This is a genomic window from Clostridium sp. UBA1056, from assembly GCA_002316385.1.
In the GTDB taxonomy this organism is placed as follows: Bacteria; Bacillota; Clostridia; order Clostridiales; family Clostridiaceae; genus Clostridium_J.
Genome location: DCDL01000058.1, coordinates 18,889 through 40,723 on the forward strand (window position 1 = coordinate 18,889; position 21,835 = coordinate 40,723).

Consider the following 21,835-nt stretch of genomic DNA (forward strand, 5'->3'; position numbering starts at 1 on the left):
CTAAAGTAGAACATGAATTTTATGATATATATTGTAAAGTATTGAAGAAAAATTACCCAATATATGTAATACATATTAGTATCTGGTGGATAAGTGGTATAAAATATAAATATGCACTTGTATAAAAGGCAGATAATTATTATTTAATTGTGTGAGGTGGAAAAATGCAGTCAGTAGATTTTATGAGTATTAGTAGAGAAACCCAGAGAATTGTAATCCATCCAACGAGAGAAGAGGATTTTGTAGCAATTAGAGACGGTCTAAAGGGGCAGAAAGTACAGCAAAACAAATATGATGATGAAGAACTCGAACTTGCAGATATTTATACAGAAACTTTTTGCAAAAACAATGTAGATACATTAATACAGTATGCAAAAGGTGATAAAGCATATTTGTTTCGTACTTTTAAGAAAGAGGATGGTAGCTATATCGGCGGTGTTATTATAAAAACTATTTTGCGGAAGAATTTTCAGTGGGCAGAGGTTGGGTATTGGCTATTAAATCAGTATTGGGGTAATGGCTATGGAAGTGAGATGTTAAAGTTAGCAATTGATATAGCTTTTAAGGAACTTGGCTTTCATAGAATAGAGGCACATATAAATTTGGATAATATAGCTTCTCAAAAGACAGCAGAAGCAGCTGGAGTGAAGCTTGAGTGTATCCGAAAAGGATTTATCTTTGAATCTGATACATGGACAGACAACATGGTTTATGTCATAAATAATACAGATTGATTAGTATTATAAGTATACTAAATTCAACGAATGTTTTTGTAACAAGCAGCATATAGAATAAAGAAATAAACAAATATTCTAGAGGTGTTACATTTTGATATTTAAAAAAAAGTGGTGTATATTAACTTTTAAAAGTATTCACATTAAATATGTATTACTAAGTTTAATTGTCTTTACTGCTTCTATATTACTTATTTTTAACAAAGTAAGTAATAGGACATCAACAAGCAGATCTTCTTATAGTAATGGCGAATGGATAGTTGTAACTGTTACTAAGCCCGATAGTAAAAGTGAGTTATGGATGATAGATACTAAAGATCAAAGGAAACAAAAGTTAGTAAGTGATAGATATCCAATGATAAAAGGTAAAGTTAATGCTGCTGGAGATATTTTAATTTATTCTGATGCTATTGGGAACAACCCATGGGATATATTTAAACTTAATATACCTGATAATGAAACTTATCAGGTTACTGATGACCCTTTAGGCCAATTTAATTTGCATTTCGGTGACGAAGAAGGAAACATAATACTTGCAAAGAGCGGAGGTAAAACTTCTCCTGTTCCTCAGATATCAATAGTGGATATAAATGGTAAAAATGGAAGGAGTATTGAATTAGATCCTGATGTTGCTGTGCAAGATTTTGATGTGCGTGACAATAAAATAATTGCATTAACATTTTCTTTTGAAGAATTTATAAAAACGAAATTTAAAGAACAAAATAATTCTGAAAAAATCAACTACTCTATTATAGAAATGGATATGGAGGGGAGCAATAAAAAAGTTATATCTGAGATAAAGGCTGTAAGTGTAGACTCAATCTCATTTTCGAAATCAAAAGATTTTATCATACTAGGTGGAGCGGGACTACATGATAATGAAAAAGGATTCTATAAGTTAGATATAAATAAAAATAAGATAGAGAACTTATTAACTGAAGAACAGGTCAAAAAAACCAATGAAGTCTCTCAAATTTCTCAACCTTTTATCGCAGCTCTTAGTTCTGATGAAAAAAATATCTACTTTGCTGCTATTCCTACTGGAACAAGTGAAAAAAACATTTCAGGAATAACAGTTTATCCAAATGCTTTGTATTGTTATAACTTTGATAAAATGAAAATAAGCAAAGTTTTTGAAATTCCAAGTTCATTTATTCCTTCAATATCTTTTACCTATAAATAAATTGATAATTTCATAATTTTTATCATGTAAAGTCTTTTCCCTTTAAAGTTAATACAATTAATTATTAACAGTATATAAACTATAGAAATAACCTTTAGCACTCATTAGTTCCTCAAATGTACCATACTCTGTGATTTCTCCATAACTTAGAGCAATAATATAATCATAGTATATAGCTATGATATGTATACTCGATTACCATAAGTAAGTTATGTTTAAATTAAATTGTGTTATAATTTAAATAGCCCTACACCAATTTTTATTTATAGATATTGACGTTTAGGAGTAATCCAGTACAAGCATTTAAATTTCCAGTAATCTTTTTATATTTGTAGTAGATTTTAATACTGGAAATTTAATTAAAACTAACTGAAAAATATATTATAGGAGAATTGCTATGGAAAATAAAATTAAAATAACAAGTCCCAGGTATCAACAAATAGCTGCAGATGTTGCAGCAAAAATCGCTGACGGTCATTATAAAGTTGGTGATAAGATTTATGCAAGGTCTTCTCTTGCAAGTCAATATGGTGTTTCATCTGAAACAGCAAGACGAGCTATTTGTGTATTATCCGATTTAAATATTGTGGATACTTCAAAGGGAAGTGGAGTTACTATAACGTCCTATGAAAATGCCATTAAATTTATTAAACAATATAATGACATTACAACTATAAATAATCTAAAGGAAGATATTATTGATAGTGTTGAGAGACAAAAAAAAGAAATTAAATTTCTTTATGGGCGTCTTTCTGACCTAATTGATAAAACTGATAGATTTCGCTCTGTAAATCCATTTATTCCATTTCAAATAGAAATAACATCTGCTACACCTTATATTAACAAATCGGTATCAGATATAAACTTTTGGCATAACACATCAGCAACAATAATTGCGATAGGAAGAAACGATTCTTTACTCATGTCTCCTGGCCCATACGCGACCTTTCAAGAAAATGATATATTTTATTTTATTGGAGATGAAAATTGTATTGATCGTGTTAAAAAATATATATATCCATAAATAAACTTACTTTATATAAATTAATACAATTTAACAGACTATCTCAAATAATTAATTAGTCTTTATCAGAATGTTGAATGAAGATTTGATAATTATTTAAGATAGTCTATTTGTCATGCTTATCCGATGACTAGCTGCTCTAATACTCACATCTTCTTCAAAGTGTGAGTAAAGAGCAGCTACGACCCTGGATAACGACTTCTAAGCTTCAGTGGGAAAAAACTCCTATGAAGTAAAGAATTCTGTTTATCCGATGACTAGCCGCTCTAATACTCCAATCTTCTTCAAAAAATTCTGTTTATATTTGGAATTTGACAAAGTAACAACTTAATGATAGTATTGAGTTGTTACTTTGAAAGGAGGATTTATATTGATAAAATTCGAAAAAGTTTCAAAAAAATTTAAAAATGCTACTGTCCTTTCAGATGTTACTTTTGAGATTGAAGAAGGACAATTAGTAGCCATTATAGGTGAAAGTGGTTGCGGAAAAACAACTACACTTAAAATGATTAATAGGCTTATAAAACCAACATCAGGTAAAATTTACATTAATGGTGAAGATATTAGTATGAAAAATGTAATAGATCTTCGAAGAAACATTGGTTATGTTATTCAACAGACAGGTCTATTTCCACATATGACCATAAGAGAAAATATTGAACTAATTCCTAAAGTTCAAAACAAAAGTACTGAAGATATAACTCAAAGAACTTATGATTTAATGGATATGGTAGGTCTTGACTGCAATAAATTTCTTGATAGGTACCCAACAGAACTTAGTGGTGGTCAACAACAAAGAGTAGGTGTTGCAAGAGCATTCGCTACAAATCCAGATATAATATTAATGGACGAACCATTTTCAGCTTTAGACCCAATTACTCGTTCAAGTTTACAAGATGAACTTGTTAGCTTGCAATCAAAGTTAAAAAAGACAATTGTGTTTGTAACTCATGATATGGACGAGGCTGTAAGAATATCTGATAAAATATGTATAATGGATAAAGGTGAGATTATTCAATATGACACTCCTGAAAATATACTAAAGAATCCTGTGAACGATTTTGTTTCAGAGTTTGTTGGTAAAAAAAGAATATGGGCATCTCCTGAATTTATTAAAGCTGAAGATATTATGATAGAAAATCCTATAACTTGTTCTGAGGACCTATCAATATTTAAATGCATAGAAAAGATGCGTTCATATAAAGTTGACAGTTTAATGGTTATTGATAACAAATCTAAAAAACTACGAGGTATTGTAAAGGGAAAACAAATACGATTAATCGATGATAAGTCAATTAAGGTTAGTTCTATTCTTGAGGATAATTATACTTATGTTTCCCCTGATGATACTATAATCGATGTTTTAAAAAGCGTAAATGAAAATAGCATTTCAACAATCCCCGTTTTAAATGATAACGGTAGTCTTATTGGATTAATCACAGAAAGTAGTCTTGTTACAACGCTTAGCCAGCAATATATAGAAGAGGAGGCGTAGTAATATGAATATTTTTGAATACTTTTTGCAAAACAAAACTCAAATTATCTCATTATTGATTGAACATATCGAACTTACTGCAATTTCAGTTGGCCTAGCCATTTTAATCGGTGTTCCCTTAGGAATTCTTATTTCTTATGTGAAAAAGTTAAATAAACCTATTCTTGGAATGACAAATATTATTCAAGCTATTCCTACCATGGCTTTATTAGGACTTTTTATACCACTTTTAGGTATAGGAACTCTTCCAGCAGTTACAACTGTAGTTCTATATTCTTTATTACCTATAATTAAAAACACATATACTGGAATTTCTAACATTAATCCACAGACCATTGAAGCAGCAAAAGGAATTGGGTTAACCAAATTTCAAATACTAACAAAAATTCAAATTCCACTAGCACTACCTATTATAATGGCTGGAGTTCGTATTTCTGCTGTTACTGCTGTAGGATTAATGACAATTGCTGCCTTTATAGGTGCAGGTGGTTTAGGCTATCTTGTGTTCTCAGGAATAAGAACTGTAAATAATAATCAAATCCTAGCCGGTGCAATCCCAGCTTGTTTACTTGCTTTAGTTGTAGACTTTTTAGCTGGTACTGTTGAAAAACTAGTAACTCCTATAAGTTTGCAAGAAGTTAAATCTACTACTAAAAAAGATTTGATTAAAACTCGTAAATTTCAAAAAAGATTATTAGTAATTTCAAGTATTTTTATTATTTTAGTATTTGTATTTTCTTCAATTACCAAAGTTAATACTAACTCAAAATCTATTACTATAGGAAGTAAAGATTATAGTGAACAAATTATATTAGGTCACATGGTTGCTGATTTAATAGAAGAAAACACTGATATTTCAGTAAATCGTAAAGTAAATCTTGGTGGAACTCAAGTATGCTTTTCTGCTTTGAAATCTGGTGATATAGATTTATACATTGAATATAGTGGGACAGCTTATGGAGATACTTTAGGCTATAAACCTATAAGTGATGTGGAAAAAGTCTATGACACTGTGAAAAATGATTTCAAAGAAAAATATGATATTGAAGTTTTAAACCAAATGGGATTCAACAATACCTATACTCTAGCTGTTAAAGAAGAAACAGCTAAGAAATATAATTTAGAAAGCATCAGTGATCTCTCACGTGTTGCAAGTAATTTAAAGTCTGGAACTACTCTTGAATTTTTAAATCGTGATGATGGACTTCCTGGATTAACTAAAGAATATAATTTTACATTTAATGATTCCATAGGACTTGATGGTTCCTCTCGATATACTGCTCTTGTCAATGACAAAGTAGATGTAATAGATGCCTTTGCAACAGATGGTTTATTGAAAAAGTTTGAATTAAAAACATTAAAGGACGATAAAAATTTTTTTCCACCTTATTATGCAATGCCTATAGTTAGAGGTGAAACTGTTGAAGAATTTCCAGAAATAGTTCCTATATTAGAAGAACTATCAACTGTTCTTAATGATACTGTTATGATGGAGCTTAATTATAAGGTTGACGAATTACAAATTGACCCTGCTGATGTAGCACGTGAATTCTTAGAGGAGCAGGGACTAATATAAATAAAAAATGTAACCTCTGTCAAGAAAACTAAAAAAGAGTGCCTTAAATTAGAAGATGATTTCTGTATTGAACAGGAATCATCTTTTTTAAGTGGAGCTAATATAAGTCACAGCAATAAGCTATACTTTTAATTTCTGACTTCACATAAAAAACACAATCATACCTTATAATAATTGATATAGGAAGGTGAAAGCATGAATGAAAAGATACTTGTAATTGAAGATGATTTAGACATACAGGAAATAATATGTGAGTTTTTGCTTGCAAATGGATATGTTGTTGAAGTAGCTGAGGATGGATTAAAAGGCATTGAAAAATTTAATTCAGATAAATTTGATTTGATACTTCTTGATGTAATGCTTCCAAAGATTGATGGTTTTGTTGTTTGTGAAATTATTAGAAAGACATCTAAAGTCCCAATAATAATGTTAACTGCTCTAGAAGAGGAACAAGATCAGATAAAGGGTTTTGAACTAGAAGTAGACGACTACATAACGAAGCCGTTTTCAGTTAATCTTCTAATTAAGAGAGTTGAAGCAGTATTTAGACGAACAAAAGCTATAGATGAGGAAGCAAGGCTGAGTTTTGAAGATATCCTTATTGATGTCAACTGCTTTAAGGTTTCAGTTAGTGAGAAAGATATTGAGCTTACTGCTAAAGAGTTTGAACTCCTCAAGATATTTATTAAAAATAAAGGCAGAATTTTAACCAGAGAAGTGTTATTGAATCAGTTATGGGGTTATGATTTTTATGGAGATGCTAGAGTTATTGACACTCACATTAAAAATTTAAGGTGCAAGTTAAAGATTGATTATATTAAAACGATTAGAGGTGTTGGCTATAAACTTGAAAAATAGTACAAAAAAAGGTATTACTTTTAAAATTTTTAAAATCACATCAATATTGCTAATTACTTCAACAATCTGTATATATTTAATACTATATTTCTTACTGCCAAGCTATTATTATAAATATAAAAAAAGTAATATTGAAACAGGATTGAATAAACTAGAAAGCACTGTTTCAAAGCTTTCAATTAATGACGCTAAAAGATACTTTGATGAGTTTAATGTTAAATATACTGTTAGCTTGACTATACAGGATAGTCTAGGAAGGCCTGTATACTTACCATTTAATTTGATAGGAATGTCTATATTAGATCAAGGTAGTATAGCTAATGCGTATTCATCCATAAGTATATCCCAAGCAGGTAGCATTTTAATTCAGGGTAATAATCAACCTCCTTCTACCTATATGATTTCAAGACAGATAACTTTTTTAAATGATAATCAAAGCTACACTATGAATGTTATAGTGCCGCTGCAGCCAATAGACGAAGCTTCAAAGGTTATTTTTAATTTACTACCCTTAATTGGCCTTGTAGTCCTTATTATATCAGTGGTAGGAGCCTTTATATATTCAAAAATAATTACTAAGCCCTTACTTCAAATAAATAATGCAGCTAGACATCTGGCAGCTTTAGATTTTGAAAAAAGCTGTGAGGTAAAGAGTAATGATGAAATAGGAGAAATCGCCTTAAGCTTAAATGAATTAGCCTCTAATTTGCAGTATACTATGAATGAACTTAAAAATACTAATTTACAGCTTTTAGATGATATTGAAAGAGAACGGGAAATTGAAAGGAAAAGAAGAGAATTTACTGCTACAATTTCACATGAATTAAAAACTCCAATTACAATAATAAAAGGTCAGCTTGAAGGTATGCTTGGCAATATAGGAGTTTATAAGGATAGAGATAAATATATGAATAGATCTTTAATAGTTTTGCAGGATATGGAGTTAATGGTAAAAGAAATACTTGAAGTATCAAAATTAGAATCTCATGATTTTAGGCCGCAATATACAGAAATAAATCTATATTATCTAGTTAATAATTCTCTTAAAACCCTCAGTTGTCTTGCAAGTGAAAGGGGTATAAATTTAATTCTAAATATATCTGAAGAAGTTTATGTTCAGGCTGATGAAAAACTAATTAAAAAGGCAATATCTAATGTTATTAATAACTCAATTACCCATTCAGCGAGAAATGAGAAAGTCTTTATAAACTTATGGGAAGAAAAAAATAAGGTAGTACTAACTGTTGAAAATACAGGGGTACATATAGATGAAACTGAATTAGAAAGGCTCTTTAATCCTTTTTATCGTATAGAAAAATCTCGGAACAGAAGCACTGGAGGTACTGGTTTAGGGTTATATATTGTAAAGACAATATTTGAGGCTCATGGAATAGAATATAGACTGAGCAATACCGAGTCAGGAGTTTGTTTTAAAATTATTTTTAACAGAAGCAATTAAGCTTCTGTTTTTTCATGCTAAAAACACTTAGACTTCACAGTAACTACACAATACAAATTTACAATTAATAATGTAATAAGGCATCTTCAAAAAATAAATAAGCTAGAATGATCGTCTATTTGACTTATTATTTATTTTCATATGCCTAAATATTAAAAATAGGAGGAAGAACAATGAACTTTATAAAAAGAGCAATATTAAGTGTTACTAAAAGAAAAGTAAAAACTATAATATTAATTGTAATTTTAAGTGTTATAGCAAATATGGTCCTTGCTGGTTTAGCAATACGATCTGCTACTGTTAAATCAGGTGAATTTGCTAGAAAAAAACTTGGAGGGGCTGTATCTCTTAGTGTTGATTTTGAAAAGGCAATGTCTAAATCAGGTAATAAAGGTGGTAAAATCGACATAACTCCACTAACTATTAAAGATGTAGATAAATTAAAAGACTTAGAACATGTTAAAGCATATAATTACTCATCCTCAGGAATGGTTTCGTCAGAGAATTTTAAACCCGTTGTGAAAGAACAAGATGATAAGAAGGATGATAAGAATTCTCCACAGGTATCATTTGGTGGACCCGCAGATATGGCTCAGCCAGATGTATCATTAGAGGGTAATTTATATACAGAGCTCTCTCCTGACTTTACTGAAGGAAAAAGTAAGATCATTGAGGGAAGAAACTTAACAGAAAGCGATCAAGGAAAAAATGTAGCAGTTATAGAGAAAAAACTAGCAGATAAGAACAATTTAAAGCTTGGCGACAAAATAAAAGTAAAAAGTTTAGAAGGGAAAAATACTGTAGAATTAGAAGTGGTAGGAATATATACAGCTGAAAAAATTGAATCAGATCCTATGATGGATTCTATACCATTTTTAAGTCCGTATAATAAAATATATGTGCCTAATTCAGTTACATCACAATTGGACTCTTCCTCATCTGAGCAAACAGATACTATTCAAAATGCTGTATATTATATGGATGATCCTATGAATGTTGAAAGCTTCAAAAATGATGTAAAAGCTTCAGGTATAAATTTAGAAGATTATAAACTAGATGCAAAGGATTCTTTGTATAAGCAGATGATGGAACCTATCGAAAATGTTGGATCATTTTCAAAAACTATAGTTATTATAGTTGCCATTGCAGGAGCAGCAATTCTGTCACTCATAATAATTTTATCACTTAAGGACAGAAGATATGAAATTGGTGTGTTAATGTCTATGGGAGAAAGCAGATTTAAAATTGTTAGTCAATTGCTAGTAGAGACCATGATTGTTGCTTGCATAGCTTTTAGTATATCAACATTTACTGGGAATGCAGTAGCACAGAAAATAGGTAATAACCTATTACAGAATGAAATAAAGGCCACTGAAAATCAGAAAAATTCACAACCTTCAATCGGAGGAGCGATTGCAATTGGACCTGGAGGAACAATGAACGAACAGGTTGATGCTATAGATAAAATTGATGTTGGTGTAAATTCAAAGGATCTTCAAAAATTATATTTAATTGGATTCCTAATCGTAATTCTAGCAACAGCTATTCCAGCAATATCAATAATTAGGTTTAATCCAAAAACGATTTTATCTAAAAATGAATAAGGAGGTATAAAAATGGGTGCAATATTAGAATTAAAAAATATAAGTTATCACTATCAAGATGCTTCAAAAAGAGTATCTATTTTAAATAATGTTGATTTCAGCTTTGAGAAAGGAAAGTTTTATACTATATTAGGCTCCTCTGGGTCAGGTAAAACAACACTTCTTTCTTTAATTAGTGGCTTGGATACACCTAAATCAGGAGATATATTATTTAGTGGTGAGAATATTAATAATATAGGATTAACTAACTTTAGAAATAAAAATATAGGAATAGTATTTCAATCCTACAATCTTATACCTTATATGACATCTTTACAAAATGTTTTAACAGCAATGGAAATAACTAAAAATAAAATAGAAAATAGAAAACATAAGGCTTATGATTTATTAGAAAATATGGGTTTAACAAAGGAGGAAACCAATAGAAACATATTAAAGCTAAGCGGTGGACAGCAGCAGAGGGTTGCAATAGCTCGTGCATTAGCTACAGAAGGAGATATAATTTTTGCTGATGAACCTACAGGAAACCTTGATCATGACACAGCCATTGATATAACAAACCTATTTAAAACATTGGCTCATGAAAACAACAAATGTATTATTGTTGTTACACATTCAAACGATGTAGCAGCTCAATCAGATGTTAAACTTAAACTTAAGAATGGAAAACTTGTTATAGCTTAAAGACTTTTGTTAATTTATTATCCAAAGATGATAAGTGATGTTAATGAAACTAATAAATTTCCAATTTAATAAAAAATTTATCTTAAAATATTACCAGTCGTCTTATAAAAAAGGAATCAGAATATTAATCTGATTCCTTTTCGTAATCTTTAATATCTTACTCTCATGCTATGGTGACATTCACTTGCATGTAGGTATGATTCTAATATTAATACCATCTTAGAAATGTATCGATGAATTTTTTGTCTACTACTAATGCCATAGGAGAATTCCAAGTTTTCTTTGTTACATAATTATCTCATTGATATTAAACTGTTAAACCCTTAACTTCGTATTATATTATATCAATTGTAAAAAGGGTAATATTTATTAAATGATATGAACTTTGCTAAATTTGTCTATTTTAGAATCAGTAAACTGGCGAGTAATAACAATTAGTGTTCTATCATTAAACCTCCTGTAGATTAACTTATTAATCACAAAACACCCTCGATAATTCGAGAGCTATTTCATTCATGTGATTCAATAATTATATTAATCTACAAAAGGAGGCTATGCATAATGCACGCATAATAATCCTCTCCTATTCACTTCTTTGATTTTAATCAACCCCTCAAGTTTACTTATTAGGGTTAACTTACCATTATTATATCATGAATATTCATAAAATTATAATTATTATTCTGTATAGTTAGATATATACATTATAATGGAATTTTTGCTATAATTATCATATGGATACACTATAATTTAGTACACGCTTGTAAAAATTATACGCAATAAATATATTAAGGAGAAGATAATTATGAGTGAAATTTTCGATATTTCTTATAATGACATTGATATTATCAAGAACCTTTGGGAAAAGAATAGGTTATATCATCAGAATAGTTCAGAATACTTTAAAGAATCATATCGCTCCATTAACTTTGATGAAAGAATAAAGGCTTTTTCTATGTTCAATAAAGATACAATGAAAATAACTGTGGCTAAAAGCAATGATAAATATATAGGATATTGTATATCAACCATAGTGGATGGAACGGGAGAGCTTCAATCACTGCATGTTGATGAGAGTAATCGAGGTAATGGAATCGGGAGGCAACTTGCATCCAAACACATAGAATGGATGAAGGAAATGAATTGTAAAGTGATTGGGGTAACTGTATCCCAAGAGAATGAATCAACGATATGTTTTTATAGGAGTCTTGGATTTTATCCTAATACCTTATATATGCAACAAAAATAGAAAAGCTATAAATGAATTATTTATAAATATCCTATTATAATGACTATCGGTATGTAAGCTATTAAAGTATATTAATTTAGGGGGAAATAACATGAGCTTATTGGAACTTAATCCTAAAGGAAGGTTTAGCAATCGTGTGGAAAATTATGAAAAATATAGACCTAACTATCCAAATGATATAATAAAATTTCTAAATACAAATACAAGTTTTACAAAAGAATCTATTGTTGCTGATATAGGTTCTGGAACTGGTATTTCTTCTAAATTATTTTTGGACAATGGAAATAAAGTATATGGTGTAGAGCCTAACGAAGATATGAGAAGAGCAGGAGAAAGGTATTTATATAACTATACAAATTTTTATTCTATAGATGCTTCTTCTGAATGTACTAAATTAGAATCGGAATCAATAGATGTAATTGTTTGTGGACAAGCAATTCATTGGTTTGAGCCAGAAGAAACAAAAAAAGAATTTCTTAGAATATTGAAACCCGATGGATTCATAGTAATAATCAATAATAGAAGAAAACCTGGTAGTGAATTTATGAATGGATATGTAGAATTAATTAGAAAATATTCTGAGAGTGAGGTCAGTAAACCACTTAATACAAATTTGGTAGATTTCCTTGATTCAAAAGCAATTTACAAAGAGGTATTCGAGAATCCTCAGATATTTGACTTAGAGAGACTACAAGGGGATCTATTATCCTATTCATACATTCCTAGTGAGGAAGAAACAATATTTAGTACCATGCTTTCAGAGTTTAAACTTCTATTCGAAAAACACAATAAAAGTGGAATGGTAAACTTTGATTATGAAACAGCGTTGTATGTTTGTAAAATAAAGTAATATTTCTATATGAAATAATTCGAATTATTCTTTAAAAGATGAATTAAGGGAAGTCAAAATTATATGCACCAACCTTTTAATTATACACTTCTTATTTACAGTGTTTAATTTTTGGAGGTCACTTCAAAAATGGCTTCCCATAAAAATTTATACATTTCAAATACTGTCTTAATGCTTCATTCTCTACAATTGTATAATTAATACCATTAGTAGTAATCTATTCATCACTTTGACTATTTTTATTAATATAAGTTTTATCTATACTCGTAGATACAGTTATTGGCACTAATAATGTAGCTACCGACATCATAGAAATAATTTTTGTTTTCGTAAAATCACCACAAATTAAAATAAATTGGAAATATAATATTTCCCACTAATAGGATCAAACACATATTTAATTACTTGTCCATCTTTTTTCATATCTATAACATATGCTTTATTTATACAGATATTAGGAGAATTAAGCAATAGCATATTGCTAGTATCTATATCTATATGTTCTAAATTTTCTTCACTTTGGATTATTTCGATTGCTTGTTTATAAGTAAAGTTGGGTCTATTAATCCCAAATAGTAATGTTACTATAACTATTAAAATGATGGGTACAAATTTATATAACTTCTTTTTTTGTAATGAGTAACTAATAATAATTATAAAAGAATATGCAGAGTAGTAAAAGCCTGAATCTAATACTCTATGATAAATAAAATGATTAATAATATTCATAAATACGAATGAAATTATAGATAATATTGAAGTATATATAAATATAGGTGTAATAACTAAATTGTTCTTGCGCATAAACAAAATATCCTCCTCTTTAGCAAGATATATATTACTATATTGTAATATAACACATAATTTTCATTATATCAGGTTATCGTCCTAAAAAGGTAATAAATATGCTTAGCTTAAAGGGATATAGTATGTATATATTTGAAAATGAAGAAGTAAGAGGACTATGAGGGCTAAATGCATGGAAGAACTAATTAGAAACTTCAGCTATAGAAGTTAAAGATTCCTTATAAATTTTGAAGAGTATATAAAATTATAAATTACCTAAATAAATCATTAGGTAATTTATTTAGGTTTTTCTTTGTACAAAAAGAATTGTCCAAAGTATTAAAAGCGTTGATGAAATAATTATACATAAAACACCAAATTCCTTACTTAATATTAAAAGGAAACCACTTATTAATAAAACAATAACATTAAATATTTTATATATATTCATAGGCAAACTCCTCACATAATTTTATACTATTATAACATATTTTGGGATACTATATATTAGGATATAGAAACTTTTTTGTAACTATGTAGCTATTAAAATAATTTTAAATTATTGTTATTGTTATTTCAGCTAATGATAAATAGTGGTAAGTGTTATGAGTGAAGGCTAAATAATAGAAATATATAACTAATTTTTTAGTAAAAGAGCCTTAAGGTAGCTCTTATGACCTTATGATAGCTCACACTACGATAGTATTATATATAATTATTAATAAAGTATTGTAGTGAATATACTATTTTCTCTAATCTACTATAATCTATAACTTCAGCAGTATCATTTGTGGTATGAATAACTTTTTTAATATTTTCTTCTGAAATAGAAATGCTTGTATAACCTTTTGCTTGAAAAGACATATCATCGCTTCCTACTAGTAAATCTTTTTCAATTGCATTTATGCCATATTTATTAAGGGATGATTTAATATTACTCATTAAATCAATATAATTATTGTTAATATCTACTTTATTAAATACATTCCAGATATTAAAAGTATTAAAAAATGCTATGTTTCCTCCATCTTTATATCCTACTGAATCAATATTTATATTGATAATATCATCATATAAATTAGCTATTTCATCAGCAAAGTCTCTACTTCCAATTAATCCATATTCTTCACCGTTAAATGCAGCAAATACAATATCATATTTAAAAGGGCCATTTAAAGAGTCATTTTTCAAATAAACAGCTAATTGTATTAAGGTAGCTATTCCTGAAGCATTATCAACAGCACCTCTATAAATATCATCATTTTCTTTGCCTATATGATCAAAATGAGCAGATAGAATAATTGCTTTATTATTATCAGTACCGCTTATCTTCCCAATTACGTTGTTAGCAGTTACGTCTACCGACTTCATTTTCCCTTCTCCATTGGGGGTTAAACGTTGGGTGTATGGAAAATCATAATAAAAATCATTTTCTCCAATTGGCTCTAACTCAATAGAATTAAATATGCCATTTATATATTTTTCAGCTAAAATATTTCCATCAGTTCCAATTCGCCTACCTTCAAATTTATCTGAGCATAAATTTTCTACTATGGATTTCATATTTTCGATAGGTTCATTTCTAATAGAAATATGGGAATCAGTTTTATTTATAAATAAAGCAAATGCTAATACTACAAAAGCACATAAGACAGTTAAAAGTAATAATTTCTTTTTAATAATAAGCACCTCCTCCTAGGTTATAAAAACCATAATAAATTATAGTTATATAACAAATTATATGGAGAAAAATTATAAATAGAATTTAAAAATATTTACTATGATTAAAACAGATAAAAATTAGCTTAACTTATATTCTAGAGACTCTAGAGATGTCAAAACTTAAGATTACTGATACTTTATTTAATAATGGTAAACTGGGAATTTAATTAATTTAAGTTACATATATGGTACATATATTGTTACATAAAAATTACAAGTAATATCACAAAGTATATTACAATGAAGGTACATAAAATAGCACATGTAAATCTTAAAGATGTAGGAAATATCACTATTGAATGTATTTATTATAAAAATGGATTAATATTTATATGTGTTTATAATTTAATATAATGTACCTTATAACGATACTAAGATAAGTGATTTTAAGAGAAGACAGTCGATATTCGTGTGAATATAATAATTTATAAATATTTACTAGATTGATTATCCATAGGTTATGTATAATAGAGTATATAAACTAACGAATATTTGTATTATATTGTGCGTTAGATTTTTGCTTAACTAATATATAAACAGGAATTTGCAAAACAGAAAAGGAGATTAATTATGATTGAATACAGATTTGATACACAGTTATTAATTGAGGGGGAAAATCTTTCAGAAGATGAAATCAACGAGTACATTACAAAAAACATTGAGGGCGATTGTTTACTTGCAGTTGGAGATGATGAATTGATAAAAATACATTTTCACACAAATACTCCATGGAAAGTGCTTGAGTATTGTGCTTCATTAGGTGATATTCATGACATTGTTATAGAAAACATGGAACGACAAACCAATGGTCTTCAAGGCTAAACAACTTTAATAAGACCTATAACTGAAGTGCACCCCAAATGTTAAACATGTGATATAAATCATATTTAACATTTGGAGGTGTATTTTTTATTTCTTTTATAAAAGTAGCTGTATTTCTACTTTTACAATGAGGGCATATTTTAACTAACAATAATATTAAAATACATGTTCAATATTTCATATAAGATTAGCAATATATTTTACGAAGTACTTCACACATCTGTACATCAATACTAGTGGAGTGCTTACAGTATGCAATGGTATCGTTTCTTATTTACATGGGTATAATGTGCCTATGGTATTGATATGGAATATCTCTGAAGGTATTAAGGTCATATCGGTGAAACAAAGCATGGATTTTACATGTTAGTCTGTTTAAGCTATGGATAGTTCATTGTAACTATATCAGTCATTACTATTAATTAAACTAGGGGCTTTTGTTAATTAATATAGAATAAATAAATATTCTTTAGAATAAAATTTTTATTGACAAACAATAAAAATTTATTTATTATAACATTATAAAGTTAAAGGAGAGATTGATAAAATGGAAAAAAGTTTAAATTATAAAATTTTAAATTGTCTTGTATTTCTAGGTCTATTTATTACTATTTTAATGCTTTTTGCAACTCCACTTGTTACAACTGCTTTCTTAAAAAGTAGATTTTCTTTAATAGATACTAATTTAGTGATAAAAATTTCAATTTGTATTTACATATGTGCTGTTCCATATGTTATGGCTATATTTAATCTAAAGAAAATCTGTAAGTTAATTGCAGAAAATAATGCTTTTTCACTTAATATTGTGGGCTATTTAAAAGTAATTTCTTTCTGTTCATTTAGTGAAATAATTATTTTTATCATAGGCGCAACATATGTAAAGCACTCAACTGTTTTTTTAAAGAATGCTCTTTTATTCGGTCCTATTTTTATAGTTACTTTTATCGGATTAACTATAGGATTTTTATTCCTAGTACTATCACAACTATTTAGAATTTTTATAGAAATTAAAGATGAAAATGATAAAACAATATAGAAAGGAGTATTTCTATGCCTATTATAGTAAATCTAGATGTAATGATGGCAAAAAGAAAAATTAGCTCTACAGAGCTTTCGGAAAAGATTGATATAACTATGACTAATATTTCGATTTTAAAAAATAACAAAGGAAAAGCTATTCGTTTTTCTACGTTAGATTCATTGTGTGAAACTTTGGATTGTCAACCAGGAGATATCTTGGAGTACGTATATGAAGGTGATGAGCGATTGAAATAAAAAACTTATAATTAAGGAGAGATAAAATATGATAAATATTAAAAATATAAGTAAGATTTATAATATTGGTAGTGAGAAACTTACTGTATTAGACGATGTTAGTTTAAATATAGAAAAAGGTGAGTTTGTTGCCATAGTTGGGCCATCGGGTTCAGGTAAATCCACCCTAATGAATATGATAGGAGGATTAGATAGACCCTCAAGAGGAGAGGTAATCATTGAAGGTGAGGATATTAGTAAGTTTAAAGACAAGAAAATGTCTAAATTTAGAAATGAAAAAATCGGATTTGTATTCCAATCCTTTAATCTAGAATCTACTCTTACAGCACTGGAAAATGTTTTGATGCCCCTTATGATCGCAGGAGTATCTGATAAAGAAATGAAAGGGAAAGCTAAATCAGTGCTTGAAGCCTTGGGTATGGGAGACCGAATGAAGCATAAACCTACAGAGCTTTCAGGAGGGCAAAGACAGAGAGTGAGCATAGCTAGGGCTTTAGTAAATGATCCTAAAATAATTTTAGCGGACGAGCCAACTGGAAATTTAGATTCTAAATCAGGTGCAGCAGCTATGGACATGCTTACTAGTTTTAAAAAGAAAGGATATACCATTGTTATGGTAACACACAACATGGAAGAAGCAAGATATGCAGATAGAGTTATAAAAATTAAAGATGGTAAGGTGGAGGTGTAATATGAAACTGAAAAATAGTATAAAAACAGCATTTAGAAATTTAAATAGAAGAAAAACGAGAACTTTTCTTACTTCTTTTGCGGTTTCCATAGGAACTATGTTAATAATACTTATGGTAAGTCTTGGAGTCGGGGTACAAAAGATTATAGAAGATAACTTGAAAGCTAATGCTTCTGCAAATGTTATTAATGTAACTCCTTATAAGACAGAGCAGGATGGTGTAAAGTTAGAAGTCAATAAAGAAGGAGAAAATTCTTCTGAACAATCAAAATCAGAGCCTAAGATTATAGATAAGAATGCTTTAGATAAAATTAAAGAGATTAAAGAGGTTGAAGACATAAGCGTTTATACATATATACCATCTATTGAGAAAAAGCTTATGGATAAAGAGATAAAGGATACAGCTATTTTGGCATATGATTTAAACTATCCGATATTTACTGAGAATAATATAGAAGCAGTAAGAATTAAAGAAAAGAAAGAAGATTTACAACCAATTATCTACGGTGAAATGCTTAAAAAGGAAGATAAGAACTCAATATTAGTAGGTAAAAAACTATTAGATAAATTAGGTATTACTGATGCTGAATCTGCTGTTGGAAAGGAAATCACTTTAACAGCTAAGTTACCAGATATGTCTGGGATACCAAAGATGGACCCTTTAGTTAAGAACTTTAAGATTGTAGGCGTAGTAGGAGAAGCATTTCCTAATAGTGAGCAGTTAATAGTTTCTATGGATGATGCAAAAGACTTACTTGGTTACTTGAATTTAAATGAAAATTCTTACGAAGAAAATGGAGCAGATAAAGTAGAAGTGACAGTAAAAAATATATCTGATATTTCAACAGTTTCAGATGAAATCACTAAAATGGGCTATGGAGCTACAAGTATACAATCAATGATTAAAAATGTTAAAGCTACTTTCACTGTAGTTAATGCTGTATTAGCAGTAATAGGTGTAATAATAGTATTTGTTGCTTCTATAGGTGTAATTAATACTATGACTATGGCTATATATGAAAGAACAAGATCTATTGGTATAATGAAAGCCTTAGGATGTTCTAGAGGCGACATAAGAAGATTGTTCATTGTAGAATCAGCTGCCATTGGGTTTATAGGAGGATTAATAGGTATAGTTTTTAGTTTAGTAAATACTCAAATTATTAAAGTATTCTTAGATAGTTTCTTGAAATCAAAGGGAATTAATAATGTTCCTAATATTTTCTCTACTCCTATTTGGTTAGTTCTTGGGACTATGGGATTTGCTATATTAATTTCAGTCATTGCAGGCTTCTATCCTGCTAATAAAGCTTCAAAGCTTGATCCTGTAGAGTCCTTAAGATACGAATAAAATTAACATTTACTTGCAATTTAGGACAATCTATTATGGAAGATAGTAAATGACAAAGGCTAAAAGCCTAATTCAGGATGTATCTCATAGATTTCATTTTATAATAACTAATAATGTCGTAAAGTTTATATTATTTCTTACTTATTTAGAGGCTGTTGCACTAAGTGCAACAGCCTCATCTTACGCACTTTATTAAAGATTCCTTATTTAAGAATATAGTGCAACAGTGAAATAGAAAGAAACCTGAAGTCTACATTTCCTATATCTATATTTCTTAGCCATAACTCTTAACTTATTAAGCATCTATGGAGTCATGATTAATATAAATAGATTAAGAACATATAATAAATTGGGAGGTGGATTTTATGGGATTACTTACTTTGAATAAGATTGAAGTGATTTGTAAAAAATTAGAGGATATTGAAAAGCATTTAGTTGATTTAGATAAAAAGATTAATACTACTATTAAAGAAAATGATTCAATTAAAAATCAAGTATCTGAATTAAAGAAATAAAGGCGAGTGTATTCATCTAATCATCTGAATATCTAGTAAAGTCAAATATTAAAATTCCTGAAAACATAAGTATAATAATTTTAAAAAAGTGTCTGTAAACAGTACTGGTATGTCATATAGTAGAAAAATTTTCACACTTACAGCTTTAAATATAGATAAAACAACATTAAATTTTAAATATAGAAGTCTATATTCTAGTTCAGATTTTAATCCATTTACATTTAAAATAAATATAGAGATAAAATAAAGAATAGTACATGGGCTCATTATAGCCTATGTACTATTTAAATTTCACTAAAAAGTAATATATACATTACATTGCTTAAAGGGCCTATAGTGATTATAATATACATATCAATAGAATCTTAGCTTTAGGCATAAGGAAGAAAAGATAGGTGGAATAGATGAAAAGAATACCCTATGGTATAAGTTATTGTAAATTATGTTAAGATTGTTTATATTAGGTGGTGCAGAATAAATATGAAAATTCAAAACAAAAAGACATGTATAGCAGTGCTTATTTTAGTAACAATAGAGCAGGCTATTAAAATAGTAATTAACAACAATTTTCTTGACAAAAAATTTCCTATACTGCCGCCTTTGCTATACTTTGAGCCTATGTTCAATAGAGACTATTCATGGTTTAATTCTATGTTACAATTAGGGATCGGTAAATGGATACATATTTCAATAGTAGCAATTATGAGTATATTAATATATCTATTTTATAAATATCTAAATAAGCAATTTGGACCTAACAAAACTATAAATATTATGTATGCTTTTATATTTTCTGGTGCTATATGTTCATTAATTGACAAGATTTTTTGGAATGGTAGTTTAGATTACATATTAGTAAATGGGTTTTTTACCTTTGACTTAAAAGATGTATATATTAATATTTTTATGGGATTGCTAATCTTAGCATTGCTCTTAAAAAACAAAGTTTTAAACCAAATTGATGATGATATAGTAAAAGATTTTACTAAATATATTCTACGAAAATCATAAATATAAATTACATCATTGAAAGAATAAGAATTATTAGCTATTTTTCATTTCTTTTAAAGGTACACCTTTTCATACATCATTAGACATTACAAATATAAGTTTGATAGGAAATTTTAGAACTAAAAAAGTCTAGGATTTAATTTAATTCCTAGACTTTAATTCCTAGACTTTAATTTCTCTTCACTTTTTATTGTAGAACTATTCACATGTTATCTTAAATTTTCCTGTTGGTTTACTGTTATACATATTTTCATAGTACTCTATTTCTAGTTCATTTGATTCATTATTTAGTGCAAACGACATATTAGCACTACATTTCTTACCCTTACTAATCGCTTGCGGATGTTTATCACCACCTGCTGGGTATGTCTCTAATACATTACCAGATGCGTCATAAATCTTAAAATGAGAACTAAATATATTTAAGTTCTTTTCACTTTCAATATTCTCATAAGTATAGTCTATTTCAACAACCTTATCAGCCTGTTTATCTGAATAACTATTTCTTTTCTCTATTAATTTTGCACCATCAATAGTTAATGACATTACTTTAACGCCATTAGCATCAGTTAAATATGCTGTTTCACCTACCTTGAACTCTGTACTTTCTTTTGGATTATCCTTAGTAGTATTTTTATTAGTGTTATCTTCCTTTGCCTCCTCCTTGCTATCATTTGTATTAGCAGCAAGAACTTTTTTCTCCATTTCTAATAATTGAGAGTATCTTTCTTGAGTTATATTTACTCCAGAAGTTCTTCCAAAAATAATTCCACCTAAAATAAAGCACAATATACCTATAGTTATTTTATTTGTCATTACTGATTTTAATTTTCCCACGTTGTATCCCCCTTAATATTAGTCTACCTATATTATATAACACATTCACATTTTGTAAATATTTTACCAAATGAGGATATTGTATGAAAATATTGAGGTTTATAACAAG

Annotated in this window: 22 protein-coding genes; 19 read left to right on the plus strand and 3 right to left on the minus strand. The window is 28.5% G+C overall.

From position 1 onward, the window contains the following. Window positions 1-164 precede the first annotated feature (164 nt). The 11 genes from B3W71_RS15505 to B3W71_RS15555 all read left to right on the plus strand — a co-directional run bounded on the left by B3W71_RS15505 (window position 165) and on the right by B3W71_RS15555 (window position 12,716). Window positions 165-734: a GNAT family protein gene (locus B3W71_RS15505; protein WP_346889848.1), complete on the plus strand. Its 570-nt coding sequence runs from the start codon at window positions 165-167 to the stop codon at window positions 732-734. A 94-nt stretch (window positions 735-828) separates the two neighbouring features. Next, on the plus strand, window positions 829-1,917 hold the full coding sequence (locus B3W71_RS15510) for a hypothetical protein (RefSeq protein WP_346889849.1): 1,089 nt from the start codon (window positions 829-831) through the stop codon (window positions 1,915-1,917). A gap of 397 nt (window positions 1,918-2,314) precedes the next feature. Next, the gene (locus B3W71_RS15515) at window positions 2,315-2,941 is read left to right on the plus strand and encodes a TrkA C-terminal domain-containing protein (protein WP_346889850.1); all 627 of its coding nucleotides are present in this window, start codon (window positions 2,315-2,317) and stop codon (window positions 2,939-2,941) included. Between the two features lie 370 nt (window positions 2,942-3,311). After that, entirely contained in the window at window positions 3,312-4,436 is a 1,125-nt protein-coding gene (locus B3W71_RS15520; protein WP_346889851.1) for an ABC transporter ATP-binding protein, read from the plus strand. Between the two features lie 4 nt (window positions 4,437-4,440). After that, complete coding sequence (locus B3W71_RS15525) at window positions 4,441-6,012, plus strand: glycine betaine ABC transporter substrate-binding protein (protein ID WP_346889852.1); 1,572 nt, start codon at window positions 4,441-4,443, stop codon at window positions 6,010-6,012. 195 nt (window positions 6,013-6,207) lie between these two features. Next, entirely contained in the window at window positions 6,208-6,870 is a 663-nt protein-coding gene (locus tag B3W71_RS15530) for a response regulator transcription factor (RefSeq protein ID WP_346889853.1), read from the plus strand. After that, window positions 6,860-8,329: a HAMP domain-containing sensor histidine kinase gene (locus B3W71_RS15535; protein WP_346889854.1), complete on the plus strand. Its 1,470-nt coding sequence runs from the start codon at window positions 6,860-6,862 to the stop codon at window positions 8,327-8,329. Before B3W71_RS15530 ends, B3W71_RS15535 begins: the two co-directional genes overlap by 11 nt. A gap of 173 nt (window positions 8,330-8,502) precedes the next feature. Beyond that, window positions 8,503-9,933: an ABC transporter permease gene (locus B3W71_RS15540; RefSeq protein ID WP_346889855.1), complete on the plus strand. Its 1,431-nt coding sequence runs from the start codon at window positions 8,503-8,505 to the stop codon at window positions 9,931-9,933. Between the two features lie 12 nt (window positions 9,934-9,945). Then, entirely contained in the window at window positions 9,946-10,617 is a 672-nt protein-coding gene (locus B3W71_RS15545) for an ABC transporter ATP-binding protein (protein WP_346889856.1), read from the plus strand. An 805-nt stretch (window positions 10,618-11,422) separates the two neighbouring features. After that, window positions 11,423-11,866: a GNAT family N-acetyltransferase gene (locus B3W71_RS15550; protein ID WP_346889857.1), complete on the plus strand. Its 444-nt coding sequence runs from the start codon at window positions 11,423-11,425 to the stop codon at window positions 11,864-11,866. Window positions 11,867-11,957: 91 nt separating this feature from the next. Then, a complete protein-coding gene (locus B3W71_RS15555) occupies window positions 11,958-12,716 on the plus strand; it encodes a class I SAM-dependent methyltransferase (RefSeq protein ID WP_346889858.1) in 759 nt (252 codons plus the stop codon). Window positions 12,717-13,061: 345 nt separating this feature from the next. Here the strand turns inward: B3W71_RS15555 and B3W71_RS15560 are convergent, their stop codons facing one another. Together B3W71_RS15560 and B3W71_RS15565 are read right to left on the minus strand one after the other, a co-directional pair. Continuing rightward, window positions 13,062-13,520, minus strand: coding sequence for a hypothetical protein (locus tag B3W71_RS15560; RefSeq protein ID WP_346889859.1), 459 nt, complete (start codon window positions 13,518-13,520; stop codon window positions 13,062-13,064). Window positions 13,521-14,207: 687 nt separating this feature from the next. Then, on the minus strand, window positions 14,208-15,191 hold the full coding sequence (locus B3W71_RS15565; protein ID WP_346889860.1) for a M28 family peptidase: 984 nt from the start codon (window positions 15,189-15,191) through the stop codon (window positions 14,208-14,210). A gap of 603 nt (window positions 15,192-15,794) precedes the next feature. On the opposite strand from B3W71_RS15565, the gene B3W71_RS15570 reads away from it, so the two are divergent. The 8 genes from B3W71_RS15570 to B3W71_RS15605 all read left to right on the plus strand — a co-directional run bounded on the left by B3W71_RS15570 (window position 15,795) and on the right by B3W71_RS15605 (window position 20,889). Then, window positions 15,795-16,046: a kinase to dihydroxyacetone kinase gene (locus B3W71_RS15570; protein WP_346889861.1), complete on the plus strand. Its 252-nt coding sequence runs from the start codon at window positions 15,795-15,797 to the stop codon at window positions 16,044-16,046. A 547-nt stretch (window positions 16,047-16,593) separates the two neighbouring features. Continuing rightward, on the plus strand, window positions 16,594-17,082 hold the full coding sequence (locus B3W71_RS15575; RefSeq protein WP_346889862.1) for a DUF2975 domain-containing protein: 489 nt from the start codon (window positions 16,594-16,596) through the stop codon (window positions 17,080-17,082). 14 nt (window positions 17,083-17,096) lie between these two features. Beyond that, entirely contained in the window at window positions 17,097-17,321 is a 225-nt protein-coding gene (locus tag B3W71_RS15580) for a helix-turn-helix transcriptional regulator (protein ID WP_346889863.1), read from the plus strand. A 28-nt stretch (window positions 17,322-17,349) separates the two neighbouring features. Beyond that, window positions 17,350-18,012: an ABC transporter ATP-binding protein gene (locus B3W71_RS15585; protein ID WP_346889864.1), complete on the plus strand. Its 663-nt coding sequence runs from the start codon at window positions 17,350-17,352 to the stop codon at window positions 18,010-18,012. 1 nt (window position 18,013) lies between these two features. Beyond that, window positions 18,014-19,363, plus strand: coding sequence for an ABC transporter permease (locus B3W71_RS15590; protein ID WP_346889865.1), 1,350 nt, complete (start codon window positions 18,014-18,016; stop codon window positions 19,361-19,363). A 49-nt stretch (window positions 19,364-19,412) separates the two neighbouring features. Then, window positions 19,413-19,559, plus strand: coding sequence for a hypothetical protein (locus B3W71_RS15595; protein ID WP_346889866.1), 147 nt, complete (start codon window positions 19,413-19,415; stop codon window positions 19,557-19,559). 169 nt (window positions 19,560-19,728) lie between these two features. Beyond that, on the plus strand, window positions 19,729-19,878 hold the full coding sequence (locus B3W71_RS15600; protein ID WP_346889867.1) for a hypothetical protein: 150 nt from the start codon (window positions 19,729-19,731) through the stop codon (window positions 19,876-19,878). Between the two features lie 480 nt (window positions 19,879-20,358). Then, window positions 20,359-20,889, plus strand: coding sequence for a signal peptidase II (locus B3W71_RS15605; protein WP_346889868.1), 531 nt, complete (start codon window positions 20,359-20,361; stop codon window positions 20,887-20,889). Between the two features lie 198 nt (window positions 20,890-21,087). Here the strand turns inward: B3W71_RS15605 and B3W71_RS15610 are convergent, their stop codons facing one another. After that, window positions 21,088-21,726: a hypothetical protein gene (locus B3W71_RS15610; RefSeq protein ID WP_346889869.1), complete on the minus strand. Its 639-nt coding sequence runs from the start codon at window positions 21,724-21,726 to the stop codon at window positions 21,088-21,090. Between the last annotated feature and the right edge of the window lie 109 nt (window positions 21,727-21,835).